The 19183-nt window shown below is 29.7% G+C and carries 21 protein-coding genes, 2 tRNA genes and 1 pseudogene; 16 read left to right on the plus strand and 8 right to left on the minus strand.

Annotated features, from left to right (window positions below; translation table 11 throughout):
* Positions 1–68: 68 nt before the first annotated feature.
* The 4 genes from IDG45_RS08825 (at position 69) to IDG45_RS08840 (ending at position 6440) form a co-directional block, all read left to right on the plus strand.
* The gene (locus tag IDG45_RS08825; protein WP_000928413.1) at positions 69–872 is read left to right on the plus strand and encodes a MeeY/MeeF family manganese export membrane protein; all 804 of its coding nucleotides are present in this window, start codon (positions 69–71) and stop codon (positions 870–872) included.
* A 218-nt stretch (positions 873–1090) separates the two neighbouring features.
* Entirely contained in the window at positions 1091–3415 is a 2325-nt protein-coding gene (locus IDG45_RS08830; protein ID WP_072357901.1) for a S1C family serine protease, read from the plus strand.
* A 16-nt stretch (positions 3416–3431) separates the two neighbouring features.
* Entirely contained in the window at positions 3432–4790 is a 1359-nt protein-coding gene (locus IDG45_RS08835; protein WP_000021872.1) for a TrkH family potassium uptake protein, read from the plus strand.
* 138 nt (positions 4791–4928) lie between these two features.
* A complete protein-coding gene (locus tag IDG45_RS08840) occupies positions 4929–6440 on the plus strand; it encodes a bifunctional metallophosphatase/5'-nucleotidase (RefSeq protein ID WP_000414179.1) in 1512 nt (503 codons plus the stop codon).
* A gap of 181 nt (positions 6441–6621) precedes the next feature.
* Here the strand turns inward: IDG45_RS08840 and IDG45_RS08845 are convergent.
* The 3 genes from IDG45_RS08845 to IDG45_RS08855 all read right to left on the minus strand — a co-directional run bounded on the left by IDG45_RS08845 (position 6622) and on the right by IDG45_RS08855 (position 7498).
* Positions 6622–6710: transfer RNA gene (locus IDG45_RS08845), tRNA-Ser, on the minus strand.
* A gap of 2 nt (positions 6711–6712) precedes the next feature.
* A tRNA-Asn gene (locus tag IDG45_RS08850) sits at positions 6713–6787 on the minus strand.
* Positions 6788–6928: 141 nt separating this feature from the next.
* Positions 6929–7498 (minus strand): competence protein ComK, encoded by a 570-nt coding sequence (locus IDG45_RS08855; protein WP_000287265.1) that lies wholly within the window; start codon positions 7496–7498, stop codon positions 6929–6931.
* A gap of 209 nt (positions 7499–7707) precedes the next feature.
* On the opposite strand from IDG45_RS08855, the gene IDG45_RS08860 reads away from it, so the two are divergent.
* A complete protein-coding gene (locus IDG45_RS08860; protein WP_000876826.1) occupies positions 7708–7926 on the plus strand; it encodes an IDEAL domain-containing protein in 219 nt (72 codons plus the stop codon).
* 80 nt (positions 7927–8006) lie between these two features.
* Here IDG45_RS08860 and lplA read toward each other — a convergent pair whose 3' ends face one another.
* Positions 8007–8993 carry a lipoate--protein ligase gene (gene lplA, locus IDG45_RS08865; protein ID WP_000668813.1) on the minus strand — a complete coding sequence of 329 codons (987 nt, stop codon included), beginning with the start codon at positions 8991–8993 and terminating at the stop codon, positions 8007–8009.
* A 198-nt stretch (positions 8994–9191) separates the two neighbouring features.
* Here lplA and IDG45_RS08870 point away from each other — a divergent pair, with 198 nt between their 5' ends.
* The 8 genes and pseudogenes from IDG45_RS08870 to IDG45_RS08905 all read left to right on the plus strand — a co-directional run bounded on the left by IDG45_RS08870 (position 9192) and on the right by IDG45_RS08905 (position 14248).
* Positions 9192–9368: a YkvS family protein gene (locus tag IDG45_RS08870; RefSeq protein WP_000214898.1), complete on the plus strand. Its 177-nt coding sequence runs from the start codon at positions 9192–9194 to the stop codon at positions 9366–9368.
* 14 nt (positions 9369–9382) lie between these two features.
* A complete protein-coding gene (locus IDG45_RS08875) occupies positions 9383–9985 on the plus strand; it encodes a CPBP family glutamic-type intramembrane protease (protein ID WP_001033867.1) in 603 nt (200 codons plus the stop codon).
* 315 nt (positions 9986–10300) lie between these two features.
* Positions 10301–10363: a hypothetical protein gene (locus tag IDG45_RS13895; protein WP_228764722.1), complete on the plus strand. Its 63-nt coding sequence runs from the start codon at positions 10301–10303 to the stop codon at positions 10361–10363.
* Positions 10364–10901: 538 nt separating this feature from the next.
* A pseudogene (locus IDG45_RS08885) lies at positions 10902–11000 on the plus strand (hypothetical protein); the annotation flags it as partial.
* Positions 10992–11279 carry a lactococcin 972 family bacteriocin gene (locus tag IDG45_RS14085; RefSeq protein ID WP_000478236.1) on the plus strand — a complete coding sequence of 96 codons (288 nt, stop codon included), beginning with the start codon at positions 10992–10994 and terminating at the stop codon, positions 11277–11279. The pseudogene IDG45_RS08885 and the gene IDG45_RS14085, both read left to right, overlap by 9 nt.
* 43 nt (positions 11280–11322) lie before the next feature.
* Positions 11323–13287, plus strand: coding sequence for a bacteriocin-associated integral membrane family protein (locus IDG45_RS08895; RefSeq protein WP_000870824.1), 1965 nt, complete (start codon positions 11323–11325; stop codon positions 13285–13287).
* 2 nt (positions 13288–13289) lie between these two features.
* Complete coding sequence (locus tag IDG45_RS08900) at positions 13290–13610, plus strand: YxeA family protein (protein WP_000668628.1); 321 nt, start codon at positions 13290–13292, stop codon at positions 13608–13610.
* Positions 13607–14248 (plus strand): ABC transporter ATP-binding protein, encoded by a 642-nt coding sequence (locus tag IDG45_RS08905; RefSeq protein WP_000571186.1) that lies wholly within the window; start codon positions 13607–13609, stop codon positions 14246–14248. Before IDG45_RS08900 ends, IDG45_RS08905 begins: the two co-directional genes overlap by 4 nt.
* A gap of 87 nt (positions 14249–14335) precedes the next feature.
* Here IDG45_RS08905 and IDG45_RS08910 read toward each other — a convergent pair whose 3' ends face one another.
* Complete coding sequence (locus tag IDG45_RS08910) at positions 14336–14626, minus strand: hypothetical protein (protein WP_072357895.1); 291 nt, start codon at positions 14624–14626, stop codon at positions 14336–14338.
* Between the two features lie 341 nt (positions 14627–14967).
* Here IDG45_RS08910 and IDG45_RS08915 point away from each other — a divergent pair, with 341 nt between their 5' ends.
* Together IDG45_RS08915 and IDG45_RS08920 are read left to right on the plus strand one after the other, a co-directional pair.
* The gene (locus IDG45_RS08915) at positions 14968–15255 is read left to right on the plus strand and encodes a hypothetical protein (protein ID WP_000415394.1); all 288 of its coding nucleotides are present in this window, start codon (positions 14968–14970) and stop codon (positions 15253–15255) included.
* Positions 15256–15260: 5 nt separating this feature from the next.
* Complete coding sequence (locus tag IDG45_RS08920) at positions 15261–16742, plus strand: glycosyltransferase (protein WP_111063829.1); 1482 nt, start codon at positions 15261–15263, stop codon at positions 16740–16742.
* 88 nt (positions 16743–16830) lie between these two features.
* Here IDG45_RS08920 and IDG45_RS08925 read toward each other — a convergent pair whose 3' ends face one another.
* Complete coding sequence (locus IDG45_RS08925; protein ID WP_000766009.1) at positions 16831–17187, minus strand: DoxX family protein; 357 nt, start codon at positions 17185–17187, stop codon at positions 16831–16833.
* Positions 17188–17673: 486 nt separating this feature from the next.
* Here IDG45_RS08925 and IDG45_RS08930 point away from each other — a divergent pair, with 486 nt between their 5' ends.
* Entirely contained in the window at positions 17674–18633 is a 960-nt protein-coding gene (locus tag IDG45_RS08930; RefSeq protein WP_001081355.1) for an ABC transporter substrate-binding protein, read from the plus strand.
* A gap of 45 nt (positions 18634–18678) precedes the next feature.
* Here IDG45_RS08930 and IDG45_RS08935 read toward each other — a convergent pair whose 3' ends face one another.
* On the minus strand, positions 18679–18810 hold the full coding sequence (locus IDG45_RS08935; protein WP_078098687.1) for an SAR1012 family small protein: 132 nt from the start codon (positions 18808–18810) through the stop codon (positions 18679–18681).
* A gap of 63 nt (positions 18811–18873) precedes the next feature.
* A complete protein-coding gene (locus IDG45_RS08940; protein WP_000867357.1) occupies positions 18874–19089 on the minus strand; it encodes a TM2 domain-containing protein in 216 nt (71 codons plus the stop codon).
* Between the last annotated feature and the right edge of the window lie 94 nt (positions 19090–19183).

The raw sequence follows: 19183 nt of genomic DNA on the forward strand, positions 1-19183 counted from the left end.
ACCTTTGCTATTTATTTAGCATAGGTCTTTTTGTTTGTACTTAACTTATTTATTTAAAGGAGTTGTACATGTTAATGGATCCAAGTTTGATCTTACCTTATTTATGGGTACTTGTCGTTTTAGTATTTTTAGAAGGCTTATTAGCAGCAGATAACGCGATTGTTATGGCTGTAATGGTTAAGCATTTACCACCCGAACAACGTAAAAAAGCTTTGTTTTACGGTTTGTTAGGTGCATTTGTATTTAGATTTTTAGCATTATTCTTAATTAGTATTATCGCGAACTTTTGGTTTATTCAAGCTGCAGGAGCGGTTTACTTAATTTATATGTCAATCAAAAATCTGTGGCAGTTCTTTAAACACCCAGAAATTGAAAGTCCTGAAGCTGGAGATGATCATCATTATGATGAATCTGGTGAAGAGATTAAAGCAAGTAACAAATCATTCTGGGGAACTGTGTTGAAAATAGAATTTGCAGATATCGCATTTGCCATTGATTCTATGCTTGCTGCTTTAGCTATTGCTGTAACACTTCCTAAAGTTGGTATTCACTTTGGTGGTATGGACTTAGGTCAGTTCGTAGTCATGTTCCTAGGTGGAATGATTGGTGTTATTCTAATGCGTTATGCAGCAACATGGTTCGTAGAGCTATTAAACAAATATCCAGGACTTGAAGGTGCTGCCTTCGCGATCGTTGGTTGGGTAGGTGTTAAGTTAGTTGTCATGGTATTAGCGCACCCAGACATCGCTGTATTGCCTGAGCACTTCCCACATGGCGTATTATGGCAATCTATTTTCTGGACAGTACTAATTGGATTAGTAATTATCGGTTGGTTAGGTTCAGTTGTTAAAAATAAAAAATCGCATAAATAATTGATGTGAAGCGGACAATCTTAATTTAGTTTAAGGTTGTCCTTTTTCATTTAATAGAGTGACTTATGAAAAATGGATTTTGAAGAATATGAATCAAAAGATGCGATATAGCATTAAGAAAATGTGCCTTTTATATTTAGCATTTTTTCAATAGAAATTATATAGATTTTAAAGCAAATTAAGTGTTAATGTGTCATAATGAAAAGTGATTTTATTGAATGGAGTGGACATTAGTGGATATTGGTAAAAAACATGTAATTCCTAAAAGTCAGTACCGACGTAAGCGTCGTGAATTCTTCCACAACGAAGACAGAGAAGAAAATTTAAATCAACATCAAGATAAACAAAATATAGATAATACAACATCAAAAAAAGCAGATAAGCAAATACATAAAGATTCAATTGATAAGCACGAACGTTTTAAAAATAGTTTATCATCGCATTTAGAACAGAGAAACCGTGATGTTAATGAGAATAAAGCTGAAGAAAGTAAAAGTAATCAGGATAGTAAGTCAGCATATAACAGAGATCATTATTTAACTGACGATGTATCTAAAAAACAAAATTCATTAGATTCAGTGGACCAAGATACAGAGAACTCAAAATATTATGATCAAAATACTGAAGCGACTTTATCAACTAAATCAACCGATAAAGTAGAATCAACTGACATGAGAAAGCTAAGTTCAGATAAAAACAAAGTTGGTCATGAAGAGCAACATGTACTTTCTAAACCTTCAGAACATGATAAAGAGACTAGAATTGATTTTGAGTCTTCAAGAACTGATTCAGACAGCTCGATTCAGACAGAGAAAATAAAAAAAGACAGTTCAGATGGAAATAAAGGTAGTAATCTGAAATCTGAAGTAATATCAGACAAATCAAATACAGTAACAAAATTGTCGGAATCTGATGATGAAGTAAATAATCAGAAGCCATTAACTTTGCCGGAAGAACAGAAATTGAAAAGACAGCAAAGTCAAAATGAGCAAACAAAAACTTATACATATGGTGATAGCGAACAAAATGACAAGTCTAATCATGAAAATGATTTAAGTCATCATACACCATCGATAAGTGATGATAAAGATAACGTTATGAGAGAAGATCATATTGTTGACGATAATCCTGATAATGATATCAATACACCATCATTATCAAAAATAGATGACGATCGAAAACTTGATGAAAAAATTCATGTCGAAGATAAACATAAACAAAATGCAGACTCGTCTGAAACGGTTGGATATCAAAGTCAGTCAAGTGCATCTCATCGTAGCACTGAAAAAAGAAATATGGCTATTAATGACCTTGATAAATTAAACGGTCAAAAACCAAATACAAAGACATCGGCAAATAATAATCAAAAAAAAGCTACATCAAAATTGAACAAAGGGCGCGCTACAAATAATAATTATAGTGATATTTTGAAAAAGTTTTGGATGATGTATTGGCCTAAATTAGTTATTCTAATGGGTATTATTATTCTAATTGTTATTTTGAATGCTATTTTTAATAATGTGAACAAAAATGATCGCATGAATGATAATAATGATGCAGATGCTCAAAAATATACGACAACGATGAAAAATGCCAATAACACAGTTAAATCGGTCGTTACAGTTGAAAATGAAACATCAAAAGATTCATCATTACCTAAAGATAAAGCATCTCAAGACGAAGTAGGATCAGGTGTTGTTTATAAAAAATCTGGAGATACGTTATATATTGTTACGAATGCACACGTTGTCGGTGATAAAGAAAATCAAAAAATAACTTTCTCGAATAATAAAAGTGTTGTTGGGAAAGTGCTTGGTAAAGATAAATGGTCAGATTTAGCTGTTGTTAAAGCAACTTCTTCAGACAGTTCAGTGAAAGAGATAGCTATTGGAGATTCAAATAATTTAGTGTTAGGAGAGCCAATATTAGTCGTAGGTAATCCACTTGGTGTAGACTTTAAAGGCACTGTCACAGAAGGTATTATTTCAGGTCTGAACAGAAATGTTCCTATTGATTTCGATAAAGATAATAAATATGATATGTTGATGAAAGCTTTCCAAATTGATGCATCAGTAAATCCAGGTAACTCGGGTGGTGCTGTCGTCAATAGAGAAGGAAAATTAATTGGTGTAGTTGCAGCTAAAATTAGTATGCCAAATGTTGAAAATATGTCATTTGCAATACCTGTTAATGAAGTACAAAAGATTGTAAAAGATTTAGAAACAAAAGGTAAAATTGACTATCCGGATGTAGGTGTTAAAATGAAGAATATTGCCAATCTAAATAGTTTTGAAAGACAAGCAGTTAAATTGCCAGGAAAAGTTAAGAACGGTGTTGTTGTAGATCAAGTTGACAACAATGGTTTAGCAGATCAATCTGGTCTGAAAAAAGGTGATGTAATTACTGAATTAGATGGCAAACTTTTAGAAGATGATTTACGCTTTAGGCAGATTATATTTAGTCATAAAGATGACTTGAAATCAATTACAGCGAAGATTTATAGAGATGGTAAAGAGAAAGAAATTAATATTAAACTAAAATAATGTTGAGGTGAACAACGTGTCAATTTTTAGCCAGTTTTTAAAAAGATCAAGCCCTCAACAAGGTATTGTATTGTACTATATCGTCGCAATTGTCGTTGCATTTTTATTATTAAACTTACCGTATGTTCATAAACCAGGTGTAGAAGTAAATCCAATTGACACATTATTTGTTGCCGTATCCGGAATTAGTGTTACTGGATTGTCTCCGATAAGTATTGTCGATACCTATTCTACATTTGGACAATTAATTATCCTCGTGATATTAAATATTGGTGGAATTGGCGTCATGGCAATTGGTACGATGTTATGGGTGGTACTAGGTAAACATATTGGAATTAGAGAACGTCAGTTAATTATGTTAGATAATAACAAAAACACAATGAGTGGTACCGTCAAATTGATTATTGATATTGTAAAATCAATATTTGTAATCGAACTCGTAGGAGCCATGTTATTAGCATTTTACTTTTATCGAGATAATCCAGATTTAAAATATGCAATCATGCAAGGTGTTTTTGTTTCTATTTCTGCTACTACCAATGGTGGATTAGATATTACAGGTAAGTCATTAATTCCTTATGCACATGATTATTTTGTACAAGCGATAGTTATATTTTTAATAATTTTAGGATCAATCGGCTTCCCAGTATTATTAGAAGTTAAAGCTTATATTCAAAATAGGGTTACTAATTTTAGATTTTCATTATTTACTAAAATTACGACATCAACATATTTATTCCTATTTATTGTTGGGGTATTAGCCATTCTATTATTTGAACATAACCATGCGTTCAAAGGATTAAGTTGGCATCAATCGTTATTCTATTCACTGTTTCAATCAGCGACTACAAGAAGTGCGGGTCTTCAAACAATTGATGTGACAACACTAAGTGACCCTACGAATATTATCATGGGTATTTTAATGTTTATAGGTTCTTCGCCAAGTTCGGTTGGTGGCGGTATTCGTACAACAACATTCGCTATTTTAATTTTGTTTTTAATTAACTTTAGTAATAATGCCGATAAAACATCCATAAAAGTATACAATAGAGAAGTACACATTATGGATATTCAACGTTCATTTGCAGTATTTACAATGGCGACAATTTTAACATTTTTAGGAATGCTAATTATATCAGCTACTGAAAATGGTAAACTTACATTTTTACAAGTATTTTTTGAAGTCATGTCTGCATTTGGAACTTGTGGACTATCGCTTGGTGTCACAAGTGATATTAGTGATATTTCCAAGGTCGTACTAATGGTACTCATGTTTATAGGACGTGTTGGCTTAATATCATTTATCATTATGATAGCAGGACGTCGAGAACCAGATAAATTCCATTATCCAAAAGAACGTATTCAAATAGGATAATATAATAGCAATCTAAGTTTAGTTAATGTAGATTTTAACTGGAACTTAGATTGCTTTTTTAGTTTGTATTTTTAACTTATTTTATAAGACGATTGGTTTTGAAAATGGTAAACTAGTAACAATGAGAGGTGTAACATGATGGAAAAAAATGAAAACATTAATGTAGAGATTTTAACTACGTCAGATATGCATAGTCATTTCTTAAATGGTGATTATGGTTCAAATATTTATAGAGCTGGTACTTATGTTAACCAAGTAAGAGCACAAAATCATCGCGTCATTTTATTAGATAGTGGCGGAAGTTTAGCTGGCTCGTTAGCGGCCTATTATTATGCTATTGTTGCACCTTATAAACGACATCCAATGATAAAGTTGATGAACAGAATGCATTATGATGCTAGCGGTGTGAGTCCAAGTGAATTCAAGTTTGGTTTATCATTTTTAACTCGTTCAATTGCTTTGGCACGTTTTCCATGGTTATCAGCAAATATTGAATACAATGTTACTAAGGAGCCTTATTTTTCAACTCCATATTGTATTAAACATTTTGGTGACTTAAAAATTGCTATCGTAGGCGTTACAGCAGATGGTTTAATGGAAAATGAGTATTCTGAAATGGAGCAAGATGTATCTATTGAAAAGACATTAGTTGCATCAAAACGTTGGATTAGATATATCCATGAAGTTGAAGAGCCGGATTTTTTGATTGTAATTTATCATGGTGGATTGAATAAAATTAGTAATAGCACGAAAAATAAAAAGGCAAGTTCGAATGAAGCTGAAAAATTAATGGAAGAACTCGGTGTTATAGATTTAATGATTACAGCTCATCAGCATCAAACAATAGTAGGTCAAGATCATGAAACGTATTATGTTCAGGCTGGTCAAGATGCAAAAGAGCTTGTACATCTTTCGATTAATTTTAAAAAGAGAACAACAACTTATGATGTTGAAAGTATTGATTCTAAAGTGATTGACTTAAATGAGTATGAAGAGGATCAAGAATTATTAGATTTAACATTCTATGATAGAAAAGCAGTGGCTTATTGGTCACAGGAAATCATAAGTGATAAAGGTTTGATGTTATCAGTAAATGGGTTACAAGATTTAGTCTGTCAAACACATCCATTTTCGCAATTATTACATGATGCAATTCACCTTGCATTTGATAATGATATAACATGTGTCCACGTGCCTATGAACGGAGAGAAGGGGTTGAGTGGACAGATTCGAAATGAAGATTTGTATCATGCATACCCTTATCCAGATAAGCCAATGGATATGACAATTAGTGGTCAAAATATCAAAGATATATTGGAGTATAGTTATTCACATTTAGATTTTGTTAACGAGCAATTAAGCTTAACAATTATTGATGAAACATTATGTACAATGTGGCAAGGATTCAATTATGAAATTGATATGAATCAAAAACCTGGGCAAAGAGTAATGTTAGATCAAATTGATTTGACTAAGAGTTATAGAGTTACAATGACTGACTATTGTTATCGTAACTACAAGAATTATTTGAAAAATGCTATTATACATGAATCATACGATGAAACAATGAGTACATTAATTGCAGAGAAGTTAAGAGATCCGAATTATCGTATTTCATGTAGTGATAATTTTGTAGTTAAAAACAGGTAAATATTACTATGTAATAAATTAATTATAAGTTTAACAAGTATAAAAACCTTTCTTAGAGAAGATTATCTAGGAAAGGTTTTTAGAATTTTAAAATTGATATAAAAGAACAGTGAAATTCTCATTCATTATATATATAAGTAAACAAAAAAGCTTAAATGGTATACACCATTTAAGCAAGTAACGGAAACGGAGGGATTCGAACCCTCGCGCCGCTTTCGCGACCTACACCCTTAGCAGGGGCGCCTCTTCAGCCAACTTGAGTACGTTTCCAATGGCTCCACAGGTAGGACTCGAACCTACGACCGATCGGTTAACAGCCGATAGCTCTACCACTGAGCTACTGTGGATTAATTTGTATGTGTTTGAATATCAAGCACAAATATTATTATAACAAGATTAAGTTAATTTGCAATAGATACCTTAAAAAAATATGCAGAACATTTACACTATATTTATAAAACATTCCGCATATTTTAAAAATAAACAATTTATTTATCTTCAAATAAAGAATAGCGTGTCAATGCTTCAAACACATTCAATGTGGCTTTATTATAATCTATTGGTTGGTCGGGATTTTTTGATATCATGCGAGATTGTTTATCTACCATGTAATAGTAAAAAATGGAATTGTTATATTGATGCCATAAACTGTGGTATGAAACATGAAGAATGATTGATTCATTATTAATAAATGTCACTTTACATTTACGATTTTTTAATTCTTTAATACTTTCGATATAATGCATATTTAACCAAATATTTTCATTTTGTCTGTCAGAATGTGTTGGGAAAAAATAAGTTGGAAATAATGGTGTTAGTAAAATAGGTGGTTTACTAGAAATGCCAGTAATGCGGTTTGTCTCTGCTTTCTTGCCAAGATAAGTATTACCATAAAATTTGCAAGAGCGTTCAATGATTTTCTGGACTTTAAAAGGATTTTGAATACGCGTTTTGTCAAACCGAATTATTTCACTACCGTTTCTTTGATCGTCATCATCAAATGCTGGTCGAATAACCATGTCTCCTTTGCGTATCACATAAATATTTTGAGAATACATAAGCAAAACCTCGCTTTATTAAGTTTTAAACCATTAATATAAAAATACAATTAATGATATAAAGATATTTTATAATAAAATTCTGAGTTGTCAAGTTATTATTTTGGTGAAAATGTACAATATTTTTTAACTAATAGTCAGAATATTCATTGATTTCAAAATTAGAAAAATGTATACTTATTATAAATTAAAGAAAGGTAGTGGTTTCTATGAAATACAATACTAATGTTAAACATACAACTTTAGAAGCGTTTGTCACAACCGTCAATGATTTGGGTATTGAATTAATTATCAATGAAGCACTTCGAGAGGTAAGAAAACGACAGCTCATAGAACTTATAGATGACGCACTCGTCAATAAAGATGAAGCAGCATTTAATCAATATACGGCAGAATACAAAAATTTGGAGGCATTTCTCGGTGAATAACATTGATTCGAATTCCATAACGCAATCATAAAAGGACTATTCTTAACATCTCATACATGTAAGAATAGTCCTTTAATCGTTTATGACATTAATCTAATTAATTCATGTCTATCTATGTCACCGAAATAGTGATATAAATCATATTCTGATAGTGCTTCTTCTATGTGCTCAAAGTCGTGTAGACAGCCAACTAATGCATTTTCAAGATCAATGACATCTCCGACACCAAAGAAATCACCGAAAATTTTTGCATGTTCGATTTTACCTCGTTTAACATCAAACTTGATTTGTACAAATCCTTTTTCAAATTTTTCCTCGCGTTCAAAGTTATATTTAGGGTTTCTTCCATAATTCCATTCCCAAGTTCTATATTTGTCGTTACTTAACTTTTCAATATTTTCCCAATCTTCATCCGTTAATTTATATTCTTCTACTTCAGTTTCTCCAAAGATAGTTTTCAAGATGATTTTTTTAAATTCTTCAATTTCTAAAGGGGCATTTAAAAATTCTTGAATGTTTGCTACTCGTTTACGAACAGATTTAATACCTTTTGATTTAATCTTAGCTGGATTAACTTTTAGTGCATTCTGAACTTCGTCTAAATCACTATTTAACATCAACGTACCATGACTAAACATTCTATTTTTAACTTTAACCATGGCATTTCCCGAGATTTTCGCTTGTCCAACTTGAATATCGTTACGACCAGTTAATTCAGCATTTACGCCTAAAGATTGTAATGCTTGAACAATTGGTTCAGTGAATTTTTGGAAATTGTGGAAACTGTTACCATCATCATCTGTTATAAAACTAAAGTTTAAATTGCCAGTATCATGATAAACAGCGCCACCACCAGAAATTCTTCTTACTACATCGATGTTATGAGCATCTATATATGTCTGATTTACTTCCTCTATCGTATTTTGATTCTTTCCAACAATGATAGATGGTCTATTTATGTAAAATAAAAAGTAACTTTCTTCTGCTGGTAAATTTTTTAAAACATATTCTTCCATTGCTAAGTTTAAAGTTGGATCTGTAATATTATTATTACTAATGAATTTCATTACAATCTCTCCCTTATATCTATATATATTCTCTACTTATTTATGCCTTAACTTTGCTCAAAATGCCAATTATATACTCACAAATCATTCTAAATATCGGCTTAAAGTTACATTTTATTATTTTTGATTGTTAATAGTTTATTTGTTAAGTGAATTTTAGTACAATATAATTTAGTTATGATTTAAGGAGGACTTAAAATGACTGTTGCAGAAGTGGGTAACATTGTTGAGTTTATGGATGGATTAAGAGGTCGTGTTGAAAAAATCAACGATAACTCTGTTATTGTTGACTTAACAATTATGGAAAATTTTAATGACCTTGATTTACCGGAAAAAACTGTTATCAATCATAAACGATATAAGATTGTTGAATAAGAAGGTAAGTTATAATGAATAAAATCTCGAAGGCTTTAACTTGGTTTATTATAAGTTTCATTATATTTCATCTCATATTATTTATTATGTGGGGCGAACACCAAGAATACTGGTATTTATATACAGGTATAATGCTAATTGCTGGTATCAGTTATGTATTTTATCAAAGAGATATTGAATCTAAGAGGTTGCTTACATCAATTGGTGTTGGTATTATTACGGCAATTATTTTAATTATGCTTCAACTTTTATTCTCACTTATAACATCTAATTTAAGTTATAGTTCATTAATTAAAGAATTAGCAAGAACAGGTGTCAATTGGAAGTGGCAAATGTTAGTAACTTTACTTTTTGTCATTCCATGTCACGAGTTATATATGAGAACTGTTTTACAAAAAGAATTAACACATTTTTCAATACCGAAATGGGTAGCTATATTAATAACTGCAATTTGTTCTAGTTCATTATTTATTTATTTAGATAATTGGTGGATAGTAACATTTATATTTGTTGCACAAGTGATATTATCATTAAGTTATGAGTATACTCGACGTATAGCAACAACATCCGTTGCACAAATTGTAGCTATTATATTGTTATTAATTTTTAATGCTTAAATAAGCTTTTCTTAGACGTATGTGTTCTAAGAAAAGCTTTTTTGCTTAAGAAAAGCACTACGAAGATTCAAGGCTTGCTTTATTATAGTGTATACATTTTTAACGGCAAGCAGTTATTATTGAGGTTATATTTTAGTCAGTTTTTTATTACTAAATATTTTATAAAAATGGTATAATATTTTGTAGGCAAGTTGAATTGATGGTGGCTATCTGAGTAAAGGGGGGGGTGCCTATGGCATTACTTAACACTTTTGAAAGGAAAAGCCTATTGTGATATCTATTGCAAACGCATTACATTTAATGTTAAGTTTCGGTATGTTTATCGTCACTTTCATTGGTATAGTAGTCGCAATAATAAATTTAAGCAATAAAAAATAACCATCATTTCAAAACTTTGACATAGAATGATGGTTAAAGAAAATCTCATTTAGTCACCGTCTTTTTAACGGGCTCATTAGGCGACATGTTCCTCCATGTCGTCTTTTTATATTTTTATAGTAACATATCTTTTATTTAATTGTCTATTTTTATTAGATGTGTAACAAAATTTTGAAGTATTTTCCTTATATTGCCTGCTAAACATGTCAGATTTGAAAGGAAAATCATACTATGGTAGAAATCACTTATGATTCTATGGCAGTACTTATACATAAGTGATTTCTATTGAATATGTAATGAAGTTCATATATTAATATAACTTTCATTGGTATAGTATTCGCAATGATTAATTTAAACAATATAAAACAACCATCATTTCAAAACTTTGACAAAGAATAATGGTTAAAGCAAATCTCATTTAGTCACCGTCTTTTTAACGGGTTCAATAGGCGACATGTTCCTGCATATCGTCTATTTATGCACTGCGCAATTTAATAATAATACAATTATACTTTGATGTCCATTTAACATAAAGTAGTTGAAATTTGCAGCAAATAAATTAATCTTGACTATTTTCAGAAAATTCTGTATAAATAACGAAAAAGAGATATGGATTAAATATGAAGAGGTGTTTTTAGAGAAGAACAAAATTTATGGCGCTATATTATATTTATCTTTAGCACTTGGATTATCAACAGCAGCTTTTGCATCTACAGAATACGCAGAAGGAGGCACTTGGAGTCACGGTGTCGGCAGTAAGTATGTTTGGTCTTATTATTATCATGGTCATAAAGGACATGGTGCAACAGCTATTGGAAAATACAGATCATTTAGTGGTTATACAAGAGCTGGTGTAAAAGCATCAGCTACTAAAAATAATTGGTGGGTCAATAGAGCATATTATAACATTTATTAAATACTAAATAATCATACAAAATAAACAACGCAAGAGGTACAACATGAAATGGTTCAAATTAATACTTGATGTTACAATCTTCATTCTGATTGCTATATTGTTATTTGTTTATACATATAAAGAAAACCAAGAAATATTGCCTGATACTAAATACCCTATAGCGGTAACTGACTGGAATAAAAAATATAGTAAAAATGAGATTTATAAACGTATAAATCAGTTCGCTAAAAAAGAGAACGTAGCAATCTATAAATCAACTTCAAATTATACAAACAAAAATGTAGATAAAGATATATATGTATTTAATAAATCAAAAGCAACAACTATCACTCCTTTTAATGCTAAATATAACATTCATTATTTAAGTGATGACGAATTATTAAAAAAAGATATCAAAGGGAGTTATTTTGTAAAAGACAAAAATTTTGACGTGTCTAAATTCATAAATTTTTTAAAAGAATATGGTGTTACTGCTGAATCATACAAAATAGATCATATGATGATTGCCGTTGGTGTCATTAAACAAATGAATATAGTAGTTCCGTTATCCGCACTTTTAATCGTTTATTTTATTTATTATATTTTCGAAAAGAACATTAATTTCAAAACGTATGCGATTAAGTATTTACATGGTTTTACATTAAGAAAAATAATTTTTGAAAATTTTTCAAAGAAATGCACGTATTGGGTAACGTTAATCATAACTCAAATTCTTTTAACTACAAGTGTACTTTGGATATTAAATTACACGGGTAATTTAGATTTATTCATATTAAGATTAGTTCTGCTTTCATGTCTTTTCATTTTAACGATTAGTGTTATTAATTTATGGACTTTCTTAATGTTACTAAATTTAAATATTGCCAATATGATTAAAGGTAAGCAGCACTTTAAAACGATTCGTTTTATTAATACAGTTTGTAAAAGTATTCTCTTAGTACTAATAGCTAGTGTAATGATAGAAAATACTAGTGTTATTAAAGATTTGAATAAAATAAAGGAAACTGAGAAGTATTGGAATATATTAGATGATTATTACACGATTGAATTTGCACCTTATCACGAAACGAAACAAAGTTTGATTGATAATATGCTGCGATCAGAACAATTAGTAAAGGCTAGTGAAGCAGAAAATAATGCGATTTTATTCAAACCAAAGGGTGACTCCGTTGACAATGACAACTTTTCACCTGATGAGGGGAATGTAATATTAGTAAATAATCAGTTTTGGTCGATTTATCACAAGCAGTTTCAACCTGATATTCCGATAAAAAATCAAAAAAATAATGTCGAAGTAATTATTCCGCAAAAGTTTCATGCAATGCGTAATGAAATCAATCAAGCGTATCATTCATGGTTTGAATTTGTACAAAATAAAAATAATAAAGAGAATAAGTTATCTTTACAGTTTATCAACAAAAATGATTATCGAATTTTTACATTTGATGCACGAGATAGTCGCCATTTGTCATTTATAGAGGCGCCAATCATTGTGAATGTTCAGGCATCAGATTTATCGAATGATTTTTATTATGCCATGATTAGTCAAGGCGGCTATTTATTCAAAAATTATGACGCACTGGTAAAAAATATTGAAAAGTATCATCTTGATGGGGAAATCAGTGGAATAACCAATTATAAAGATAGCGTGATGGAAATGTATCATGAAAATAATTTGAAATTAACAGTACTCAACTTTTCACAAATCATTATCGCAATCATTTTAATAATTATTATTTTATTTGATGTGAAATATTATTTTGAACAACATCGAAAATTACTCGTAATCAAAAAGCTATATGGTTATTCAACATTAAGAGCCAATTACCGATACTTATTAATAAATAATATAGTTGTTGTTTTTATTGGAATATTTACGAATGTAATTTTACATTCTCACTATATAATGATGATATTTGCAACGATCCTTGTCGTTCAAATATTATTGCAGATTTGCAGCCTATACTATCATGGCCGACGTTTTAATGAAGTTATCAAGGAGTTTTAACTATGAAATTTATCATTGCAATATTATTAGGATTAATCGTATCCATTACTATTGCTTTTACAATCATACATCATCCTATACTAGATCGTTTTAATCCTTTCTTAAAAACGGAGTATAGTTATGCCAAAGTGCCAAAAGGTACGCAACAATATGTTAATATTACGGCTTATAGTGAAAGAGGGGAAAAGCTTGATTATAAATTAACATTTAATGGATTTTCACCTAGTAGAACGTATGTCGAAATAAAGCATAAAGGGCAATATGTTATATCGATTACATATGTTGAAAAAGAGGATACACCAAAAGAGGTAAGACAAGAATGATAGAATTAAAAGATTTAACCATACAAAAAGGTAATACACATATTTTGAAGAAACTTAATTTGAAATTTCAATGTGGAAAATCATATGCACTTATTGGTAAAAGTGGATGCGGTAAATCTACATTATTAAATACTATTGCTGGACTTGAAAAAACAGGGAAACAATATGTCTATTTTAATGGTCAATTAGAACAATTTAAATCTAATTTTTACAGAGATAAATTAGGGTATTTATTTCAAAATTATGGATTAATCGATAATCTGACAGTAAATGAAAATTTAGATATTGGATTAGCATATAAAAAAATAAGTAAGAAAGAAAAAGAACAATTAAAGATACGTTATATAGAACAGTTTGGTCTGTCAAACAGTTTAAAAAGAAAAGTTCATACGCTAAGTGGAGGTGAACAACAACGTGTCGCTTTAATTAGAATGATGTTAAAAGATCCGATTGTTATGTTAGCTGATGAACCAACGGGTGCGTTAGATCCTAAAACAGGACAGATGATTATTCAATCATTATTTAATTTGGTCAATGAAAATAAAGTGCTAATTTTAGCAACACATGATATGGCTATTGCAAATCAATGTGATGAAATAATAGATTTAGAACAGTATAGAAAAGTAGCATCTATGTGATATCCAAAAGATAAAATTAAAAGCCAATCAATTGGGAATGTTAATTTCAACACTCCGTTTGATTGGCTTTTATAATGCGTTGCTATGTTATGAAAGTAATAACGGCAAACTGAAAAAAAGCAATATAATAATATTTAATACGATTAGTAATAAATGTAATTGATTTTTCGTTTTAATATAGCAAAAAACAATGACTAAAGATAACAACAATATCATGATTGCACCTGGGAAGAACCATAATGCTGAAGCTGTGTACCAAATCATTGGTAACGCCATAATAATAAAAGATATAAGACAAGAAAGGATACCAATAATATTACAAGTTCTAGTCAAAATTACACCTCCAATTTTCATTTTAAAATGACATGCGTAAAACAATCATTTTAAATACATCATACAATAAAATTAAATTGTATGATAGATGAATTTGAAATTAAATTGAATTGGCGTATCTTTCGTAAACATTATTATGACGTAACAATCCTTATAAGTGGAACGAGTGTAATTATACCATCTGTATAGAGAGTCGTATCAATCATAAAATTTAATCTATGTTGTTATTGATTTTTATACTACAAATACCGCTCTAACATTGTGTGAAATATTATTTCAATCAAATAAACGAAATAAAATATTTTAATTATTGTATATATAGTTGCTCTAAATGGTTGCGGAGTATAAAATATATTTCGTTAAATATTTTTATTAAGAGGTGCACAATGGAAAAAAGGATTGTTAACTATGATGATGCCAACATTTTAAAATTAGATATGAACCAAGTAAGGTGTAATAAATTAGTAGTCGACGATATATTTAAAGATTATGAGCAAATAAAGCCAACGATAGAAATAGAAAAGGGAAATGCAATTTTAAAATTGAATGGTTATTTTGTTGCATCTATTTTAGAAACGTTGAATTTGAATAGAGTTAAAAAGTTATATGTTGATGAAGATTATTATTATACATATAACGAATTAATTGTTAAATATACTGAGGTAAAGGAATAATTATAATGAAAAAAATATTTATGATGGTACATGAGTTAGATGTCAATAAAGGTGGTATGACCTCTTCGATGTTCAATAGAAGTAAAGAGTTTTATGATGCGGACATACCTGCTGATATAGTTACTTTCGATTACAAAGGAAACTATGATGAAATTATTAAAGCTTTGAAAAAACAAGGTAAAATGGATCGAAGAACGAAAATGTATAATGTATTTGAGTATTTTAAACAAATTTCAAATAATAAACATTTTAAGTCTAATAAATTGTTATATAAACATATTTCAGAAAGACTAAAAAATACGATTGAAATTGAAGAGAGTAAAGGTATTTCAAGATATTTTGATATAACGACTGGTACATATATTGCCTACATTAGAAAAAGTAAATCTGAAAAAGTGATTGATTTCTTTAAAGATAATAAACGAATTGAACGGTTTAGTTTTATAGATAATAAAGTGCATATGAAGGAAACATTTAATGTAGATAATAAAGTTTGTTATCAAGTATTTTATGATGAAAAGGGATACCCATATATTTCTAGGAATATCAATGCAAGTAACGGCGCAGTTGGTAAAACATATTTAATAGTATGTAAAAAAGAGTTTAAAAATAATCTTGCACTATGTGTTTACTACTTAGAAAAACTTATCAAAGATAATAAGAATAGTATTATGATTTGTGATGGACCAGGTAGTTTTCCTAAAATGTTTAATACAAAACATAAAAATGCTCAAAAGTATGGCGTTATCCATGTTAATCATCATGAAAATTTTGATGATAGTGGAGTATTTAAGAAAAGTGAGAAATTTATTATTGAAAATGCTGATAACATAAATGGTGTTATTGTGTTAACAGATGCACAACGTTTAGATATTCTTCAACAATTTGATGTGAAAAATATATTTACTATTAGCAATTTTGTGAAAATACATAAAGCACCTAAGCAATTTCAGACTGAAAAAATTGTTGGTCATATTTCTAGAATGGTTCCAACTAAAAGAATAGATTTACTTATTGATGTTGCTGAATTAGTTGTTAAAAAAGATGAAACAGTTAAATTCCACATTTATGGTGAAGGGTCAGTAAAAGAAAAAATTGCGAAAAAAATTATCGACAAAAAATTAGAGAATCATGTTTTGTTAAAAGGGTATACAACCACTCCACAAAAATGTTTAGAAGATTTTAAATTAGTTGTTTCTACATCTCAATATGAAGGTCAAGGGTTAAGTATGATAGAAGCAATGATTTCTAAAAGGCCTGTTGTTGCCTTTGACATCAAATACGGGCCAAGTGATTTTATAGAAGATAATAAAAATGGTTATTTAATAGAAAACCATAATATTAACGACATGGCTGATAAAATACTTCAGCTTGTTAATAATGATGTATTAGCAGCGGAGTTTGGTTCGAAAGCGAGAGAAAACATTATAGAAAAATATTCAACGGAATCAATATTAGAAAAATGGTTAAATCTTTTCAATAGCTAAATGAAAAAATCCTAGGTATTCATGAGTGCCTAGGATTTTTACGTATGATATATACAAAAAAAGAGAGGATAGTCCTCTCAAATAATAGTTAATAAAATTGTAGCCATTTCTTCCAGCTGTAACTACTAATACAAGCTAAGTTCATAACGATATGTATGATTTCAAACTCATAACCACTTACATATCCTCTTGTAAGTTTAAGTGTGAAGATTGAGCCTAACATAACACAAATATAAAAAACATTAACATAAGGCGTTAAAAAGCCGATAATAAGTGCTAAACCTCCAACAACTTCACCAATTGACATCAATACTGCGATGGTAGGTGGTAAACCTAAAGAGCCTAAGAAGTGAATTGTTCCATCTAAATCAACAAATTTCAAAGTACCGTGCACTAAGAATGATGTTGCTAACATCCATCTAATTAAAAGCATACCTAATTTCATCATGTCACCTCCAACATTCGTATTTTAAAACATAGTCCAAATTATATTTGTAAAGATGTGGAAAGTAAAGATTATTTATAAAAATAATTATTAAATATTTATTAAATGTTCTATTGTATTGAACAATTGTTGTAGAAAGACGTTTAAGTCATCAGTTACATTTTGTATTTATAAATAAAGATTAGCACAGCATAGTACAAAGTTTAGAGGTAAATGAATTAATTATGGCATCGCTATTTATGAATCGTAAACACTATTATGAAATTGCAAGAGTAGTATGGACAATTAGAATGATGGTTTGAGATAAATGCGTGTTATTAACCAGTCCGTCATTTTCAAAATTAGAGGCCATTTGCTGTTTATAATATGATGATTTGATAATCAACTATGATAAGAAAAAATAATAACCTCCTAAATATATCACAAACAAATTAAATGATAAAATAATAATATAGTTTTCTACTAAAGTTGTTTGGAGGTATATGTGTGAATAGGAATATCGTTAAACTAGTTGTGTTTATGCTAATCTTAGTTGTAGCAGTAGCGGGTTGTGGTCAAAAAGATACTGAAGAGAAAACTGAAATGACGACAATAAAAGATGAATTAGGAACTGAAAAAATTAAGAAAAATCCTAAACGTGTTGTTGTATTAGAATATAGTTATGCTGATTATTTAGCAGCATTAGATATGAAACCTGTTGGTATTGCAGATGATGGCAGCAGTAAAAATATAACAAAGTCAGTAAGAGATAAGATTGGGGCATATGAATCGGTTGGATCTAGACCGCAACCGAATATGGAAGTGATAAGTAAATTAAAACCGGATTTGATCATTGCAGATGTCAGCAGACATAAGAAAATCAAATCAGAATTGAGCAAAATTGCGCCGACAATTATGTTAGTCAGTGGTACGGGAGATTACAATGCAAATATTGAAGCATTTAAAACAGTCGCTAAAGCAGTTGGCAAAGAGAAAGAAGGCGAAAAGCGTCTGGAAAAGCATGATAAAATATTAGCGGAGATTAGAAAGAAAATTGAACAGAGTACGTTAAAATCTGCATTTGCATTTGGTATCTCAAGAGCAGGTATGTTTATTAATAATGAAGATACATTTATGGGACAATTCTTAATTAAAATGGGTATTCAACCTGAAGTCACAAAAGACAAAACTGCGCATGTTGGTGAACGCAAGGGTGGCCCTTATATTTATTTAAATAATGAAGAACTTGCCAATATCAATCCAAAAGTTATGATTTTAGCCACTGACGGAAAAACGGACAAAAATAGAACGAAATTCATTGATCCTGCAGTTTGGAAATCATTAAAAGCTGTGAAAGATAACAAAGTTTATGACGTTGACCGAAATAAGTGGTTGAAATCAAGGGGTATTATCGCAAGTGAAAGTATGGCAGAAGATTTAGAAAAAATTGCAGAAAAAGCAAAATAAAAATACAGCGCCACTCGTAATTCATATCAGAGTGGCGCTGTATTTTTAATTATGTTTATTATCTGTCGGATGTGATGATTTACCTGAAAGTTTATTTCGAATAAATTTAATTACATAACCGACAAGGATTGTTTTAACAATTCTTTTAATGAATTGGCGCATCGTTACATAACTCATTTCTCTATATGTTACGAACTATATACCCATTCATATATGCTTTTTAAACGTCATTGTCACAATTTAATTTTTAGGGAATATAATATAACCATCTTTATCTGCTTTTTTAGTAAAAATGACAAAAATGGCATGTATTATTGAGATGATGGTAGGGATACCTGTCCAGAAAAATAATAAGTGAAAAAGACCTTGTCCAAATTTATCAGCATAAAATTTATGAATACCTAAACCTCCAAGAAATAATGCAACAATAACATAAATGGCTTTATTGACTTTCATTTGTAAATCCTCCTTAACTATAATTCTACTTAAATTCGTTGTGAAAACCAATATTTCTAACTTTAGAATTTTCAAACTTTCTAAAATTATAAGT

It is taken from the genome of Staphylococcus sp. EG-SA-10 (assembly GCF_017151945.1).
GTDB lineage: Bacteria > Bacillota > Bacilli > Staphylococcales > Staphylococcaceae > Staphylococcus > Staphylococcus aureus.